15 protein-coding genes are annotated in these 15,734 nt (G+C 42.8%); 8 read left to right on the plus strand and 7 right to left on the minus strand.

All coding sequences use genetic code 11. The features are described 5' to 3' along the window. The first annotated feature begins 60 nt into the window (after nucleotides 1-60). The 4 genes from NAQ_RS00390 (at nucleotide 61) to NAQ_RS00405 (ending at nucleotide 5,270) form a co-directional block, all read left to right on the plus strand. Nucleotides 61-741, plus strand: coding sequence for a hypothetical protein (locus NAQ_RS00390; RefSeq protein ID WP_100181729.1), 681 nt, complete (start codon nucleotides 61-63; stop codon nucleotides 739-741). Between the two features lie 221 nt (nucleotides 742-962). Continuing rightward, the gene (locus tag NAQ_RS00395; protein WP_100181730.1) at nucleotides 963-3,065 is read left to right on the plus strand and encodes a hypothetical protein; all 2,103 of its coding nucleotides are present in this window, start codon (nucleotides 963-965) and stop codon (nucleotides 3,063-3,065) included. Nucleotides 3,066-3,240: 175 nt separating this feature from the next. Next, nucleotides 3,241-4,968 (plus strand): hypothetical protein, encoded by a 1,728-nt coding sequence (locus NAQ_RS00400; protein WP_162858541.1) that lies wholly within the window; start codon nucleotides 3,241-3,243, stop codon nucleotides 4,966-4,968. A gap of 23 nt (nucleotides 4,969-4,991) precedes the next feature. Next, nucleotides 4,992-5,270, plus strand: coding sequence for a hypothetical protein (locus NAQ_RS00405; protein WP_100181732.1), 279 nt, complete (start codon nucleotides 4,992-4,994; stop codon nucleotides 5,268-5,270). Nucleotides 5,271-5,272: 2 nt separating this feature from the next. Here NAQ_RS00405 and NAQ_RS00410 read toward each other — a convergent pair whose 3' ends face one another. After that, the gene (locus tag NAQ_RS00410) at nucleotides 5,273-7,783 is read right to left on the minus strand and encodes a DEAD/DEAH box helicase (RefSeq protein WP_100181733.1); all 2,511 of its coding nucleotides are present in this window, start codon (nucleotides 7,781-7,783) and stop codon (nucleotides 5,273-5,275) included. A gap of 171 nt (nucleotides 7,784-7,954) precedes the next feature. Here NAQ_RS00410 and NAQ_RS00415 point away from each other — a divergent pair, with 171 nt between their 5' ends. Continuing rightward, nucleotides 7,955-8,161 (plus strand): hypothetical protein, encoded by a 207-nt coding sequence (locus tag NAQ_RS00415; RefSeq protein WP_100183360.1) that lies wholly within the window; start codon nucleotides 7,955-7,957, stop codon nucleotides 8,159-8,161. 39 nt (nucleotides 8,162-8,200) lie between these two features. On the opposite strand, the gene NAQ_RS00420 is transcribed toward NAQ_RS00415, so the two are convergent. Both NAQ_RS00420 and NAQ_RS00425 read right to left on the minus strand, forming a co-directional pair. After that, a complete protein-coding gene (locus tag NAQ_RS00420; protein ID WP_100183361.1) occupies nucleotides 8,201-8,938 on the minus strand; it encodes a DNA-methyltransferase in 738 nt (245 codons plus the stop codon). 35 nt (nucleotides 8,939-8,973) lie between these two features. Further along, complete coding sequence (locus NAQ_RS00425) at nucleotides 8,974-9,309, minus strand: Sec-independent protein translocase subunit TatA/TatB (protein WP_100181734.1); 336 nt, start codon at nucleotides 9,307-9,309, stop codon at nucleotides 8,974-8,976. Between the two features lie 116 nt (nucleotides 9,310-9,425). Between NAQ_RS00425 and NAQ_RS10275 the strand changes: the two genes are divergently transcribed. Further along, complete coding sequence (locus NAQ_RS10275; protein WP_177585537.1) at nucleotides 9,426-10,862, plus strand: CFI-box-CTERM domain-containing protein; 1,437 nt, start codon at nucleotides 9,426-9,428, stop codon at nucleotides 10,860-10,862. On the opposite strand, the gene NAQ_RS00435 is transcribed toward NAQ_RS10275, so the two are convergent. Genes NAQ_RS00435 through NAQ_RS00445 form a run of 3 tightly spaced genes read right to left on the minus strand, consistent with a single transcriptional unit; the run spans nucleotide 10,859 to nucleotide 13,462 of the window. Continuing rightward, a complete protein-coding gene (locus NAQ_RS00435; protein ID WP_100181735.1) occupies nucleotides 10,859-12,007 on the minus strand; it encodes an MFS transporter in 1,149 nt (382 codons plus the stop codon). The two genes, NAQ_RS10275 and NAQ_RS00435, sit on opposite strands and share 4 nt — an antisense overlap. After that, complete coding sequence (locus NAQ_RS00440; protein ID WP_100181736.1) at nucleotides 12,004-12,693, minus strand: class I SAM-dependent methyltransferase; 690 nt, start codon at nucleotides 12,691-12,693, stop codon at nucleotides 12,004-12,006. Before NAQ_RS00440 ends, NAQ_RS00435 begins: the two co-directional genes overlap by 4 nt. Nucleotides 12,694-12,733: 40 nt before the next feature. Further along, on the minus strand, nucleotides 12,734-13,462 hold the full coding sequence (locus tag NAQ_RS00445) for an archaeal proteasome endopeptidase complex subunit alpha (RefSeq protein WP_100181737.1): 729 nt from the start codon (nucleotides 13,460-13,462) through the stop codon (nucleotides 12,734-12,736). Nucleotides 13,463-13,615: 153 nt separating this feature from the next. Here NAQ_RS00445 and NAQ_RS00450 point away from each other — a divergent pair, with 153 nt between their 5' ends. Beyond that, the gene (locus tag NAQ_RS00450) at nucleotides 13,616-13,966 is read left to right on the plus strand and encodes an ArsR/SmtB family transcription factor (protein WP_100183362.1); all 351 of its coding nucleotides are present in this window, start codon (nucleotides 13,616-13,618) and stop codon (nucleotides 13,964-13,966) included. Here the strand turns inward: NAQ_RS00450 and NAQ_RS00455 are convergent. Beyond that, nucleotides 13,957-14,325 carry a PPOX class F420-dependent oxidoreductase gene (locus NAQ_RS00455; protein WP_100181738.1) on the minus strand — a complete coding sequence of 123 codons (369 nt, stop codon included), beginning with the start codon at nucleotides 14,323-14,325 and terminating at the stop codon, nucleotides 13,957-13,959. The two genes, NAQ_RS00450 and NAQ_RS00455, sit on opposite strands and share 10 nt — an antisense overlap. 87 nt (nucleotides 14,326-14,412) lie before the next feature. Here NAQ_RS00455 and NAQ_RS00460 point away from each other — a divergent pair, with 87 nt between their 5' ends. Then, nucleotides 14,413-15,684 carry a Glu/Leu/Phe/Val family dehydrogenase gene (locus NAQ_RS00460; RefSeq protein WP_100183363.1) on the plus strand — a complete coding sequence of 424 codons (1,272 nt, stop codon included), beginning with the start codon at nucleotides 14,413-14,415 and terminating at the stop codon, nucleotides 15,682-15,684. Nucleotides 15,685-15,734: the final 50 nt, after the last annotated feature.

The following is a 15,734-nucleotide window of genomic DNA, read 5'->3' on the forward strand; positions in this document are numbered from 1 at the left end:
AAATTTGTTTGAAGATTCTACTAGAAATCATATAAACAAAATCTCAAGTCAAAAACTAAAATGAAGACCTTTGACACCAAAATGATAATTGCAGTAGTGGCTACTGCTGTGGCATTGGGCAGTTTTACTTATCATTATGCAACTGCCAGTCATGGTTTTGAAACAGGAGCGATAGGTGGAGGGCTGCCTAGTGTTACAAATGTCTTGTTGGCAGGACAAGTTATGAGGCCTGGAGACTATCTTGCAATTGCAGACTTTAGTCCTAACTACGTCAGTGGACATTTACTAGTCAGAATACCATGTGATCCCACGACAAAGAAGCCACTGGTCACCCCGGTTGCTGGGCACATCGATGAGCTTCTTGATAGGACATGGGTTGCTCCAGCACAGCTAAACCTAGTTCCACATGCAAGTTCTGGCGGAATTCGAGGAGTTACGGGAACATGCGTGTATCACTCACACATTCCAGCATTGGATGTTTCCGGCGTAGGCAATCCCGGTGCACCAAGGGTAACTGATATTGGATTGTTAAATCAAGGACAGATTAATGTGGTGTTTAGAACAGCAAATTCCGCATCATTTACGTTACTACGAGTAATGGGCGACATAAATCCGCCAAACCAATATGGTCCAACAGGGTCAATGCCCGCACCATACAACACTGTGAACTTCCCTGAAGTGAATCTTTCAAACCCTCAGGCAAGCGTCAGTATAGACACTGCTGCACACAGCGGCCACTAAAAATGGCTTTTTTTTCACTTTTTTTGATTAGACTATTTGAACAACAATTATCATACGATAATCAAAGTACGAGATCTAACTCACCAAAGATTGACACTCGATTTTTAGCATTGGGAGTTTTACTAGCTCTTGTCTGTTTAGCTCCAACATTAAATGAAGTGCATGGTCTAACTACTGCCAAAAACTGTTCTGGATGTGTTAATAACACAAGCACCCAAATCTTGACAATTTTTAATTTCCAGACAGAGGCTAACCCCTTTCTTGGCGGCAATGCCACATTCATCATAACTCCAAATCCTTATTCCCACACAACCAATGCGACTGATTATCTGGATCTTACTACTTGGTTTAATTTTGTGGTTTCAGACAATGGTCAATTTGATTCAGATCCAATGCCTGGAATAATAGAGCTAGTCGGGGTAAACAATGGCACGTATGGTATAATGCAGATCAAAGGAACTGCTGGATTTGGAACAGCCGTTTATCCCGTGGCATCAGATGAAATCCTGGGAACAACTGGATTCAGCTATGTGATTCAAACCTTTGTCAACTTTACCACGACTACGTCTACTACAGTAGAGCCTCCGTTAATCAGCGATACCATATATGACAAACTCAAAAACACGGGCGGTGCCAAAATAAATGGCGTTGCGATATCTAGCAAAAATGACCTTCCGCCGGCCAAGGTTGTTGTGGCATCTCAGAAACTGACTGCAACTCCGCCTGACCATGTTGTTTTCACCCAGACGTTTTCAACTTCTGCGACTCCATCCACATTAATTAGTACGCTTGGAATTCCGACATATTCGCCTCCAACTGACATCTCATCTGGTACCAGTACTGTGTTCATCCCACCAGTGTATGTGGCACCAGTTGCCAGTAATGGCGGAAATTTCATCCTTACGCCTGTAATGGATACGATAGTGCCTGGTTCCAACATTGTGATCAGAGCAGACAAGGTATCTCAGGGGAGTGATCATCCAATGTTGGAATCAATTGAGCTGCCAATGAACACACAAGGAAGCAATGTTGGAATCAGTGTTAAAGTAGATGATGCTATTCCCTCCAGTTCGCCATCTATTCCTTCGGGATTTGCCAAAATATACTTGGATTTTCAAACAAGTGGCGACATTGATTTTTCTAATCCAAATGTTTACACTGAAGATCCAACCATTCGATTCACATTAGAAAAGGTAGGCTCTGATTGCCCGACTGGTGTGACACTGTATCTTCAACAAGGAAGCAGTTGGAGTACTGTAGGATCTAGTCTGTCTCCATCTTCAACAGGTACTCATACATGCACGTATTCAAAAACAGTTGATCATTTTTCATCATATTTGGTTGGAACAGGAAACACATCAGTTCACACCCATGGTGATAGCTCACACAGCTCTTCCCATTCAAGTACACATGATTCCACATCACATGATGGTCATTCTGGACATTCACATGCTTCCTTGGCAGAGCACGAGCCTGGAGATCACCCGTACGAGCATGCAATACTGCAAATAACAAAGCAGCTGACGATCTATGAAATCCAGTATTCCTTGGAAACCGGAACTGCCCAAATCATAATCGGAACCGCAGGCAGTCTGGATGACATCGAAGTCCAAGTTCACGCACGAAAAACTGGATTATTTACGGCAAAGCTTGCCAAAATGAATCCATTTGAGCTGTTCAACAAGCAAAGCCATGGTGATCTTAACAAGTATGTCTTTGAGTTTCCACTGGATCCCAACGAGACTTACTTTAGAGTATCAGTAGATGATGCAAAATACACACTGGCGCAAACAGTCAACATTGATGGAATCAGAGGCAAGGTTGTGCCGTGGTATGCAGATGCGTCTGAATCATCTGATCACTTGGATCATGATTCTCATGTGACGACCAGTCCAACAGAATATTCCACCAAATTCGATGGGGGAACAAAAACCGTATCGTACAATGACGTGCAATTCCCAATCAAATATGAGATGGCTGGCGCAATCTCTGGCATTACTGTAGATGAAACATCAAAGTCAGTTACATTTCTCTTGTCGGAAATATCTGGAGGAATAGCAACCATTCAAATTCCAAGAAGCCTAGTTGATGCAGTTGGCGATAATTTCATAATCCTAGTTACCGCATCACCGCAAGAGCAAATCAATTATCAAATAATATCCTCGACATCAGATCATTACACGCTGCAAATGGATCTGCCAGAGGGTGCATCATCGCTTACTGTAGTCGGTACCGCGGTTGTACCGGAGTTTGGATTTTTAGCACCACTGGTACTAAGCTTGGCAATAATTCCTATTGTAATATCAAAAAGATTTCGATTCTAGAAAAAACGGGTGAGACGCCAAATGAATGCCAAGAGACTTTCAACAAGCATGTGTCTCACCGAGATACTGCATAAATTATCTATTCAGAATAATTAAGGAAATTGGCAGATTTGCCAAATCCACTGTGTTGAAATTCGTTTCTTCGTTTATTAGATGGATTTACCAATGGCAGACTGTGAAATTACCAATATTGCTTGTTTTTGGCATAATTTCTGTACTGTTTTACGCGCAGCCCTCATTTGGGCACGGAGTTGGAGGAGAAACTCTGCCTCCAGTAGTAATTGATGGCAAAAATGCAACACTTTCGCTTTTTGTAAATCCGCCAACATTTGACAAAAACACAGGTGAATACGAAATTTTACTAAAACTATACGAGACCAACACCCAAGCAGTAATTCCACATGTAACGTATTTTGTGGAAATTAGCAAGGATGGGGAGAAATTACTCAATGAGCGATTCCACGATGACTCTAGCAATTTATCTATCAAGGTTACACCAAAAAACACTAATCAAGTAAAGATACAGGGAAGCAATTTCGGCGAACTGGGATGGATGAAAAACACTGATCTGTTTCCGCTTAAAGTGGAAGGGCCGATTTTTCTCTCAGGCGGATTGTACAAATTCCACATTCAGGTTCTAACTATTAATGCAGATTCGAACAAGCTGGATCCGCCAGTAACGTTTGACGTATCAATTAGCCTTGCAGAAAAAACTGATCATCCAATATCTTACCAAAACAAGGACTATTCCCTTGGTATAATGTCATATTATGATACAATAAGTGAATTTGAGTTTGACGAGCAATCAAGAACAATATCGTTTTCAATGCCGTATGACTGGAGTCAACAAAACATTGCGCAAACAAATGTGGTGCACCAAGAAATCCACGTGCCAAAAACATTTCCGGAATTACTTGTCACGAAATATGACGGCCTAGTCAACGGGATTCCAGTTCCTGAATATGCAATAACAATTGATGACTATACTACAGACAGCAGAGTGGTGCATTTGGTATTGAATCAAAAGGAACTACTCTCAATTGTTGACTCGATACAGGACAAGTCCAAAATGGAGTTTGTCGTATCGCCTAGCGCAGAAGACAAGTTTCCACTCTCTGCATATACTCAGAACGCCGTCTTTCAGGTGGGGTTATCGTGGGAGCCTACGCCAATAATTCCTGAGCAAAAAACGCGATTTTACATAGACATTACCAGGTATTTTGCGCCCAAAATCCAAGAGGACGCAAAATTTGACTTTGTAGTAAAGCAGCACGGAAAGGAACTGTACAGAAAGCCAATAACGGGACTAATTGGCGCACAAGAAAAGACCAATTTCCATGATTACACATTCACAAAGGAAAATCTGGGTCCTGCCATAATATCAATAGAGAGCATCAATGGAGAAAAAATGTCATCTGTTGATTATGTGATTGTGGTGAGGCCGCAGGAAGAAAAAAGAACATTTCCGATTAGAATCCCAAGTACCACCCCTGATGGCACTCAGGGCAAGCACTTTGTTGACCTGACTTGGATTCCAGAAAACCTTCAACCAGGAGAGGCGGAATTCATTTTTACCATTTATGATAGAAATCTGCAGCCAGTACCCAATGCAGAATATGACTTTGTTCTAATACAGAACGGCCAACAAATCTATGAAAATTCAGGAATTGCAAAGGCAGGTGGCAGCTTTGAGAATATGGTATTTTTTGAGCAGCACAAAGGACCAGTAACACTTGCAATACGAAATATAGATCAAAGCGGCGAATCTGTAGATCTTCCAATAGTAGTGACACCTGAATTTCCACTAGGCTTGATACTGGTAATGGTATCGACGTTCTCCGTTGTTATTGTACTTTCAAAACTAAATAAGAAAACCGGACACATTCTACGTTACCCTTTTTAGTCCGATCTCAAGGTCATATCTAAATGCCAAAATCACTAATCGTATTTTCTGTTCTAATGTCCGTTTTGTTAATTACCAGCTATTCTAGCAATTTTGTTTTTGCGCAATCTAACACAAAGATCAAAAACATATCAAGTGATGACAAAAAGAACACTAGCAAAGCAAAGGTGTTTGCAGACGAAATGCGAAAAAAGGTTCTAGAAAAATACCATAATGATTACAAATCAAAAAAGTTAGACTCTAAAAAACAGATTGCGCTAGAGGCAAAGAAAAAGCTAGATTCTAAAAAGTACTCAAAATAGGCTCAAACCAGAGGCTTGTCGCCTTCCGTGGGTTCTATTATTTCTGTAATTTCACCGTCGTTTATTTTCTGCAAAATTTCCTGTGACGCCTTTTTGTGCAAAAACTCGTTATTGTTTCCACACCTGTATGAAAAAGTACATCGAGGACATCCGGCCTCGTTATTGCACGGACATTCTTTTACAATGGAGAGGCTTCGCTCAAATGCCTTTTCGAGTCTGTCGTAGAGTGCATTGCTTGCACCATTTCCGCCAATTGCTCCATCATAGATGAAGATCAAGCCTGATGTGCCAAGTGAGATTCCACCTAGGTCCTGTGACACTCCTCCTGTGACCATGTTGCTTCCTTCTATTATGATGTGCTCTGTTGCATGATATCCGCTTGCCTCTACGTATTCTGGATTCTCAGATGACTCCATTTGTGAGCTGGGCCTTGGTGCATGAATTACAATCCCCTTTGTCACAAAATCATATTCTAACGGCTTGTCCAGCAGTACTTTTTGGCCTTGGGTTACCTCTTGACCCAATTCAATATTGACATAGCCGTAGACCTGTTTTTGTATGTGCAATTTACAAAAATACACCTCGATTCCAAATGCACGCCTTTTTTCGTAAACAGTTTCTATTGTTGGCCACTCCTCAGTTAGTGCTTTGGTGTAATACGGATAGTCGCGTGGTATTGCAGCAAGCTTGGCGTATTGCTTTTGCGGATAATCAAATTCCTTTACCTTGTATCTGGTTCCGGCCAGAAAATAAATCGCAGATTCGTGCAGCTCCTCTAGCGCCATTGGCAAGACTCGCTCGCCTAGCTTTTTGTCGTTATAGAAAATGTCAATGGATTTGCCTATTCCCCTAATGGAATACTCTTCCAGCATTTCTTTGATGGAATCATAGTTTGGCACATAGCGGTTTTCCTGCAAAACCAGCCTGCCAGAGTCAATGTGCTTTTGGATTGTCTCGGAATGCTCTGATAATTCGTGTTTCACAATGGGCTTGTCGCACGCCATCGCAAGGACGTGAAACTCCTCAACAAAGGGGTTTTTGGGGTCAATGTAGGTTTTCTCCACATCCTCAAAGTAGTTGTCTGGGTGGTTCTTGTAGTATTGCGATATTGGGTCATTACCCAATGCCAAAAACGCAAATCCTCGCTGCCCCTTTCTTGCAGCACGACCAATTCTCTGCATCAGCCTGTTTACTGGAATGGTGGATGAAATGACGCCATCCACATTTCCAACATCAATTCCAAGCTCCAGTGTTGGGGTGCACGATATTGACATTATCTTGTCGTCCTTGAATGACTTTTCAACAAAGCTCCTATAGTTTGCCATCAGGCCTGCACGGTGAACTCGGATGTCGATTTTTTTCTTTTTTGCCTGCATTGCCACAAGCTCGGAATTCAGATGTGAGTTTGAAAATACCATTGTTTTGTGTTTTTTTGCCACCAGTTTTTCAAGCAAGTCAATTGTCAGTGCGCGTTGCGTTCGTAGTGATGGAAATACAATTACAAAGTCGGTCTCTCCTTTTTTGCCAGATCCTGTGACTAGATGCATTTTCTCGCCAAAGAGATGCTCGCAAAACTCTAACGCATTATCCAGGGTAGCAGAGGCTGCTACGAACTGGATCTTTTTGCAGACCCGCTTTAGTCTTTTTATGATGTAATGCACATTAGAGCCAAAAATCCCAGAATACACGTGGGCTTCGTCCACTATGAGAAACTGTGTGCTCATCAACAAAGATGCAAACTTTGTTCTATACATCAAATGATAATGTATGACATCAAAGTTTGTCACAATGATGTTTGGCGGATTGTCCAAAATCTCCAGTCGCTCTTTTTGTTTTGTATCACCATCAAAGACTGCGGCAGACAGGCCTGCCCTCTTTGCAATTTCCTGTATTTTTGGCAGCTGGTCGCGCGATAATGCCTTTGTAGGATAGACAAAGACTGCAGAAATTGTGCCTGATTTTGCGTCTCTGGCTATTTTGTGTATGACTGGTATTGCAAAGGCCTCTGTTTTGCCAGACGCCGTAGGTGCAGTGATTACGACATTTGCGCCAGAGATTATCTCTAGTATCGCATCTTCTTGGAATTTGTAGAATTTTGCAATGTTTTTCTCATGGAGGTATTGTGTTACTCCATCAGACAAGCCCATCTTGTCTACTGGTAGGCCAAATTCCGGCTCTGGCTCCTTGATCGTTTTGTAATACGAGATATAGTCCTTGTTTGAAAATAAAACGTCCCTTGTTATGGAGTCTGGCGTGTTGTTGCCTATCATGGATTCTATTTCCTTTTTGTCGCGAATGATTCCTTCTTCTTTTAGCTGGGAGTGCATTTCTTTTTTGTCTGGTGTCTGTCCGCAATCATAGCGGGCCAAAAACTCCAAGTATACTTCGTCAATGTTTTTTGCATAATCGACAATGTCTTGCAGTCCACATTTTGAACATGCAATCATGAATTTTTTGTTAAATGTTTTTTGAATGGAAATGCCGAACTCGCATTTGGGGCAGGAATACCTCAACTCACGCCCCATTAGGGGCAGTATGGATTTATGGTTTGGGTATAGTATTGTAACCCTCCCTACCTGCTGATCGCATGCCTATCATACAAAAAATGGTCAATCTAAGCTCAGCAAAGATGGCAACAACATACACTTGGCCAAGTTATCTATTTGGTATCACACCACGATAGCATGGGAAGTAGTTCTGGAAGCTACCTAAGAGGAGTAGCTGGAATTCACAGAAAGTACCAGGCAGCCCTCAAGCGCGCAAAAAGCAGACAACAAGTTCTTAATGCTTATTGGAAGCACAAAAAAGAATCTGAACGCCTGCTGGCAAAGCATCTCAGAGACGAGATGGGCGAAGTAAAGCGCATCAAGGGCAAAATGGAATACAGATAGGCAAATTGGAATTGGGCTAAAACCCAAATTCCGCACTTTTTATGCCTTGAGCCGATACAGATTCTTTTCTAGTCTCTTTTTTGCAAAGGCGTGATATTTTTTGACAATCTCAAATCCAAGATAATTTCGCCTTAACTGCTTTGCAATCATTGCCACTTGACCTGATCCCAAGAAAGGATCAAAGACAACATCTCCTTCCTTACTGGAATATTCTAGGATTTTTTTTACCAGTTCTGCAGGAAGCTTTGTCGGCGTTTTCTGATCCCCTGTCCAATATTCGCGCTTGATGTCCCAAACATCTTCTTTGTCCATATAGTGCATCGAGCGGCCTTGCTCGGTCTTTTCATTTTTGCCAAATCTCACAAATGGATAGAATCTGCGCTTTTTGTCGTTTTTGCACACATAAACACAATGATAATGCGATGTGACAAACTTTGTCTTGGTCACTACGCCAAACTGGTATTTCCAAATTATGTGATTAATTGTGATAAATCCAACATCGTCTAGTGCATTTAGAATGTCTTTGAGGTTATTCCAACCAGAAAAAACGTACATGCTTCCCGAGTCTCTGAGGATTCTATGCGCTTGCTTCATCCATTTTACGGTAAAATCATAATAGTCCTTTTGCTTGATCTCATTATACCCTTGCATCACTCGAGACGCGGTTCGATTGTAGTTCTGCTTTGTTGCTCTAAAGTCAATTGCAAATGGCGGATCTGTAACGATTAGATCAATTTTGTTTTGGGGCAAAAGCTGCATCCCTTCAATACAATTCATGTTGTAGATCTGATTCAGTGCTAGCTTGGCCAAGTCTAGTTATCCTTTGTGTTTGGTCCAGACATCTTAGATGAGATCATCTTTTGCAATTCTTCGTCTGTTCTTCCAGCAAAATCAATTCCAAGCGTTTTTGCAATAAACTCCATTTTCTGTCGCTCGTTTTGGACTGGCGCTGTAATGTTTGGCGTCGTATTTGTAATGCCTGCAAGCTGGTTTTGAATGTCATTTTTGGTCTTGTTGTATTCACCCATTGCGCGTCCCAGCTTTTTTGTAATCTCTGGAAGCTTGTTTGTACCAAGTAGGGCAAACAGTCCTACAAAAATGATAATTATCCATTCGCTTCCGGCGATGTTTAGCGAATATTCCAGCATGGCATGGTTAGGCTATCTGCAAAAATAAGCCTAGCGAAAGTCTAGATCTGTCTAGCAGTCACTATACAATTCTACACAATCTAATTAAAGATCCAAACACCCCTTGAGAAACTGAATTGAAGGCAATTCTGGCAATTTTAGCCGTACTGATAGGCACAATGATAGTAATTCCAGCCTATGCCACTATAGTCGAGTTCAAAACAGACAAGACCTCCTACATCAAAGGCGACAAAATCCAGTTTACCGGCAAGACAGATGCCGCACATGCAAACAAGATGGTCTCTATCAAAATTTATGGTCCACAAGGCGAGTTTGTCTCGCTTACCGGTGGTCGATCAGACTTTGATTCTATTATTGTCGTAAATCCATTAGACACAACAAAAGGAAAATTTGCAGAAAAATCCGCACAACAGGGAAAGGGAATCTACAATGCCACCATAATTTATGATGATGAGCCGAACTACAAGGGTAAATGGACGATTTTTGATTATTCCTTGGATGGCTCTCCAGTTTCACCATCTGCTGCTCAAATTATGGCACAACAATCGCAACCAAAACCTAGCACACCTACACCCAGTACACCACCTGCTAGCACACCAACCCAACCAACCACTCCTGCCCAGCCAACCCAACCTGCCCAGCCAACTACGCCTCCCACAACACAGCCGGTAATACCAAAATGTGGAACAGGAACCGTATATGACCAGGCAAGCGGCACATGCATTGTTGCGCCAGCTGCAGAACCTGAACCTGAATTAGAGCCAGAAGTAGAACCGGCACCACAAGAAGAAACTAGCGGTCCAAAGAAAACACACATTCCGGGATTCCCAGATCCGACCAAAGACCCACAATACTATATTGACCGATACAACAACGAACCCACATACAAGGAATGGTTTGACAGAAATTTTCCAGATGACTCCATTTATGAAATTCTAGGAGTCAAGGGTCCAAAGAAAACACACATTCCGGGATTCCCAGATCCGACCAAAGACCCACAATCATACATTGACCGATACAACAACGAACCCACATACAAGGAATGGTTTGACAAGAATTTCCCAGATGACACAATCTATGAGATTGTAGGAGTAGACGAGCCGGCACCGCCGGGAGTTTGCGGCCCTGGAACACATGATGAAAACGGAGTCTGTGTCTTGGACAAAAAGCAGGGCCTAGGCCAGTGTGCTATAGCAACTGCCGCATTTGGCACAGAGCTTGCCCACCAAGTCCAGATGTTGCGTGAAATCCGGGACAGCTCATTGCTTGGAACAAATTCCGGTACTATTTTCATGGCAGGATTCAACGACTTTTACTATACATTTAGCCCGACAATAGCAGACTGGGAAAGACAAAGCCCTGCATTCCGCGAACTAGTAAAAATCACAATCACTCCAATGTTATCAACATTGTCAATTTTGCAGTTTGCTGACATTGATTCAGAGCAGGAAATGCTTGGATATGGAATTGGACTCATTCTACTAAATGCAGGAATCTACTTTGTAGCACCAGCTATCATACTGGTAAAAACAAGAAAATATCTGAAATTCTAGGCAGCCCGTGGCTCTAGGTATTTCTTTTTTGCAGCAGAGACTGCTGTTATGCCAAGACCCAATGCAAAAAACACCAGGTACGGCATGGCGTTTCCGGAAAACTCTGAGATCAAGCCTGCAGCAATTGGGCCAATCGACCAGCCTATTCCAAATGTAGTCTCGTACGCACCAATTGTGATTCCTTGCGTTTCCTTTGATGTCTTTCTTAGAATTATCTCCAGTGTAAGTGGAAAGATAATGGAAAACCCAAAGCCCATCAGTAGCATTGCAACAGAAAATTCTAGCATGGAATGAGACACAAACGATATTGCAAGGCCTGCAGCTATGGTGCCAGTTGACGCAACCAAGGTGGCACTAGTGTGGCGCGCAAGTCTGTCTGTTAGTGCCAGTGTTACAACACGAGATGCGCCAAAGACAAAATACAATATTTCTATTTCCGTTGCCGACATGGTCCTATCATTTAGAAACGCAGGATAAATTGTCAAAATCATTCCAAACGAAGAAGCACAATAAATTAAAATCATGATAATGACTGGGAATTTTACCACCTGCTTTATTGCAGAAAGCGAAAACGTGCTGTTTTCTTTTTGGATGTGCTTTTTTGTCAGCTGTATGGAAAAGATAATTGCGGATGCCATCACAAACGTTGCAATCTCAAATAGTGCTCTGTATGATACGTCGAGGCCTTCCAAAAGGAACGTGCCAATTAGCGGCCCAATCATGAATCCTGCGACAAAAAACCCTGTAAACCTTGCAATGTTCTTGACCCTGGCGTTGCCCTCACTTGCACCAGAAATGATTGCCTCTGCAGGTGGCCAAAAAAAAGCATGCGCAACTCCTGTTATTGCACGCAAGATCATCACCTCTGGTACTGTCTTTGCCAAAGAAAGCAAGAACACGGATGCGGTGTTTATTGTAACTCCTATGCACAGCAACACTCCACTGTTGAATCTATGAAGCAACATTCCAACAAAAACCGGAATCAGCATGTATGGGACAAAGTTTGCAAGGCCGATAAGGCCCAGCTCTGCATATGATGCGCCGATTTCGTTTTTGGCAAAAATTGGCACGATTGGATTATGAATACCATAGGATACTCCAATCAAAAGACCCGTGATGTTTAGCAGTAGAATAATTCTATTCATTTGTATGCTGCAACCATTATTGCGCCGCCCATCAGATCAGTGTCAAATTCCACATGCGAGAATTTCTCTAAGAGTAATCCTTTCAGCTTTTTGTTTTGCGGCCAGCGCTTGTATGTGCCGTATAGCGTGCCAAACTTGAGCCCAAGCCTTCCGCCTACAATAAACGCAATTATGGGCAATATTGCCCTCAGATAAAATGAGACACCAGCCCGCGCCACTGCACCATCTGGCTTTCCCAAATCCACTATGACAAACCGTCCGCCTTTTTTTAAAACTCGGTGGATTTCTGAAATTGCAATTCTCAGGTTTATTGCATCGCGCAATGAATATCCGCACAACACTGCATCGAATTGTTCTTCCTTGAATGGAATGTGCTCAAAGACACCACATGACATGTCTGGCGTTTTTGCAAAATACGTGCTGGTGTTCTTTAGCATCGGTACCAACGGATCATAAAGAGTAATGGTGATGTCTCCATTGCAGATCTTCTCTGCGGTCTTGGACATGTTGCCAAACCCCGAGCCCGCATCCAAGATATTATTTCCTGGAATGACTCTGTTTGTGATTCCGCGGATTCGATGTTCTTTGTCTTTTCCCAGTGAAATGTACGAGTTTACCTTGTCATAAATTGGAATTATCTGGCGCAGTACCTCGATTACCTCGCCCCAATAGCTACCTAGGCCCATTGGCTTGGATAAAACTCTGACATAATTTGTAGTAACTAGACTAGTTTGGCTTGGGGTATTTGGTCTTGGCTGCAGCAGAGTATTTTTCAACATCTGCGTCGCTTACCTTTTCTAAAATTCTGTTCTGTTTTGTGATTCGGGACATTTTGATGCTTTTTTCCTCCTTTGCCTCTGCTCGCAGTTCTATTGCGGCAATTGCTAGAGCAGATGCGTCCTCTAGCGACATCTCGTCGGCATAGTTTTTCTCCAAGAATGTGTTTACGTCGTCGGCTCCTGCGCCAATTGCGACTGCTGCATACGAGACAAACGTTCCTGAAGGGTCGGTAACGTAGATTCTGTTTCCACTCTGGTCCACGCCAGAAATGATTAGTGCTACGCCAAATGGCCTCACACCTGAATACTGAGTATATTGATGGCATCTGTCTGCTAGGTGCTTTGCCACTGTTTCCACTTCGACTTCCTCGTCATAGATCAGCTTGTGGCTTTGGGAAAATGTTCTTGCATCATCGACTTGGACTCGGGCATCTGGGATGTAGCCGGCTGCTGCAATTCCAATATGATCATCTACTTGGAATATTTTTTGTGTAATGCCGGAAACTTGGAGTTTTCTTGGGATCTCTTCTACTGCCATTACTACTCCGTCCTTGCTTTTGACACCTACTGCGAGTGTTCCGCGCTTTACTGTTTCAATTGCGTACTCTACTTGGTATATTCTTCCATCTGGTGAATACATCGTAGGCGTCATGTCGTATCCGCGTGCTGGCATCATAATACAAAAACTAAATTTTTTGTCAATTTAAGCGTTAGTTGGGTGATTCAGCCTCCGGCCAGTGCAAATTGGAAGAGATTTGGAAATAGTGTTTTAAGCAAAACCCGTCTTGATCGTATCGTGAGCCTAGAGCAGCTGGATCAGATCAAAGAAATGGTTGCCCGCAAATCTGGATCTGCAAGGATACCGGATCGCGACGCAAAGCGGCTTCTCCTCTATGTCTTTACAGGCACTAGGGGCGGATTTACCAGACTTCAGATAATTAGGATATTATCCGATACTCCAATGAACCCAAACCAGCTTGCACAGGAAATGGGCCTGGACTACAAGGCAATTGCGCATCATCTCAATGCTTTATCCAAAAACAACCTGGTCACAAAGCTTGGAGAAAAATACGGAGCTACGTATCATTTGTCTAATTATTTGGAGGCAAACATCTTGGCGCTAGATGACGTAGTTGCAAAACTTGCACGACAAATGTCCCGCAAAATAGTCTATATCTGAATCGCAATTACAACTGGGTCTTCTTTTTTGATGAACATGCCTACAAGCTTTGCTCGCAGGCCGTACTTTTTGTGACGCAGTTTTATTGCGTTTTGTGTCTCGGATTCGGTTGCAAATCTTGCTGTTCCGTCAATCCACTCTCCTTTTGACTCGCCGCGCATTCCGCAAGGCATTATCTTTACTGACTGGTTGTTTTTGAGTCGCTTTACCTTGCCGGTATTTTTTGTGGTCAGAACAAACACTAGCCCGTCTGAAACCATAAACCAGACTGGTGTCTTGACTCCCTGGCCATTCTTTTTGTAGGTCTCCAAATTGATGTACTTGTGTTTGTCTAGGATTGCCAAGTTATCAGAGCTCATCACTATGTGATGATGCGATCAAATATTTTAGGGTAAACAATTCTCAACAGACTTAAATAGAATTTGGATTCAGGGATCTCGATCAAATTGGTTCAGGCAGATCCATTCAAGAATGCATTAAAACAACTCGATGATGCTTGCTCAATTCTGAAAATTGACAAAGGCACTAGAGACTATCTTGCAGAGCCAAACAAAGTCTTGCGTGTAAAGCTTCCAGTGAAAATGGACAACGGAAAAATCCGAACATTCATTGGATTTAGAAGCCAGCACAACAACGACCGCGGCCCATACAAGGGAGGAATCAGATACTTTGATCCAGAAGGCGGAGTCGAATACATGGAAAAGGAAGTTAAGGCGCTGTCGTCTTGGATGACTTGGAAGTGCGCAGTAGTCGACGTACCTCTGGGCGGGGGAAAGGGCGGAATCTTTGTCAATCCCAAAAAAGAAAAGCTATCAGAAGGCGAACTTGAAAGACTGACAAGAAGATTCGCGTATGCAATCTCTGAGATAATCGGCCCACAAAAAGACATTCCAGCACCCGACGTGTATACGACAGGCAAGGAAATGTCACAGATAATGGATGTTTACGGCAAACTAGCTGGCAATGAATATCAGCCAGGAGTAATCACCGGCAAACCACTATCGCTTGGCGGCTCTCTTGCAAGAAACGTTGCAACAGGATTGGGATGCGCATACTGTATCCGAGACGCTGCAAAGACAATTGGGCTGAAGCTCAAGGGAGCAAAGGTTGTCATTCAGGGATATGGCAACGCAGGAACATTTGCTGCAGAATACCTAGAGAAGATGGGTGCAAAAATAATCGCAGTAAGTGACACAAAAGGCTCTATCATAAATCCAAAAGGCTTGGATTCCAAAAAGGTCCTGGAATTCAAAAACAAGACAGGCTCCGTAGTGGGATATCCAGGAAGCAAGAAAATCACAACAGAACAACTGCTCACAACAAAGTGCGACGTCTTGGTTCCAGCAGCATTGGAAAACCAGATCAACGCATCGATTGCAAAAAAACTGCAATGCAGAATCATTGCCGAAGCTGCAAATGGTCCGACAATGCCGGAAGCAGACCCAATCATTTACCAGAAAAAGATCCTAGTCATTCCCGACATCTTGGCAAACTCTGGTGGTGTTTGTATCTCTTATTTGGAATGGGTACAAAACAACATGGGATATTATTGGTCGTTTGACGAAGTGGCAAAAAAGATGGAAGACCACATTACACGCGGACTGCGCGACACACTAGCACTGTCCAAAAAGCACAAAATCGACATGAGACGTGCAGCAATGGTACTTGCAGTGGGACGAGTTGTAGAAGCATTCAAAGCTAAAGGCCTCTGGCCATAAACTTTTCTATTTTTATCATAACCTAAAATTATGCCTAGTCTGACGCTAAA

Source organism: Candidatus Nitrosotenuis aquarius, assembly GCF_002787055.1.
Classification (GTDB): Archaea; Thermoproteota; Nitrososphaeria; order Nitrososphaerales; family Nitrosopumilaceae; genus Nitrosotenuis; species Nitrosotenuis aquarius.

Bases quoted from the DNA above. Each gene is read 5' to 3' on its own strand.
- NAQ_RS00390 (WP_100181729.1), top strand. From the start codon at position 61: ATGAAGACCTTTGACACCAAAATGATAATTGCAGTAGTGGCTACTGCT.
- NAQ_RS00405 (WP_100181732.1), top strand. From the start codon at position 4,992: ATGCCAAAATCACTAATCGTATTTTCTGTTCTAATGTCCGTTTTGTTA.
- NAQ_RS00415 (WP_100183360.1), top strand. From the start codon at position 7,955: ATGGGAAGTAGTTCTGGAAGCTACCTAAGAGGAGTAGCTGGAATTCAC.
- NAQ_RS00420 (WP_100183361.1), bottom strand. From the start codon at position 8,938: ATGAATTGTATTGAAGGGATGCAGCTTTTGCCCCAAAACAAAATTGAT.
- NAQ_RS00425 (WP_100181734.1), bottom strand. From the start codon at position 9,309: ATGCTGGAATATTCGCTAAACATCGCCGGAAGCGAATGGATAATTATC.
- NAQ_RS00435 (WP_100181735.1), bottom strand. From the start codon at position 12,007: ATGAATAGAATTATTCTACTGCTAAACATCACGGGTCTTTTGATTGGA.
- NAQ_RS00440 (WP_100181736.1), bottom strand. From the start codon at position 12,693: ATGGGCCTAGGTAGCTATTGGGGCGAGGTAATCGAGGTACTGCGCCAG.
- NAQ_RS00445 (WP_100181737.1), bottom strand. From the start codon at position 13,462: ATGATGCCAGCACGCGGATACGACATGACGCCTACGATGTATTCACCA.
- NAQ_RS00450 (WP_100183362.1), top strand. From the start codon at position 13,616: ATGGTTGCCCGCAAATCTGGATCTGCAAGGATACCGGATCGCGACGCA.
- NAQ_RS00455 (WP_100181738.1), bottom strand. From the start codon at position 14,325: ATGAGCTCTGATAACTTGGCAATCCTAGACAAACACAAGTACATCAAT.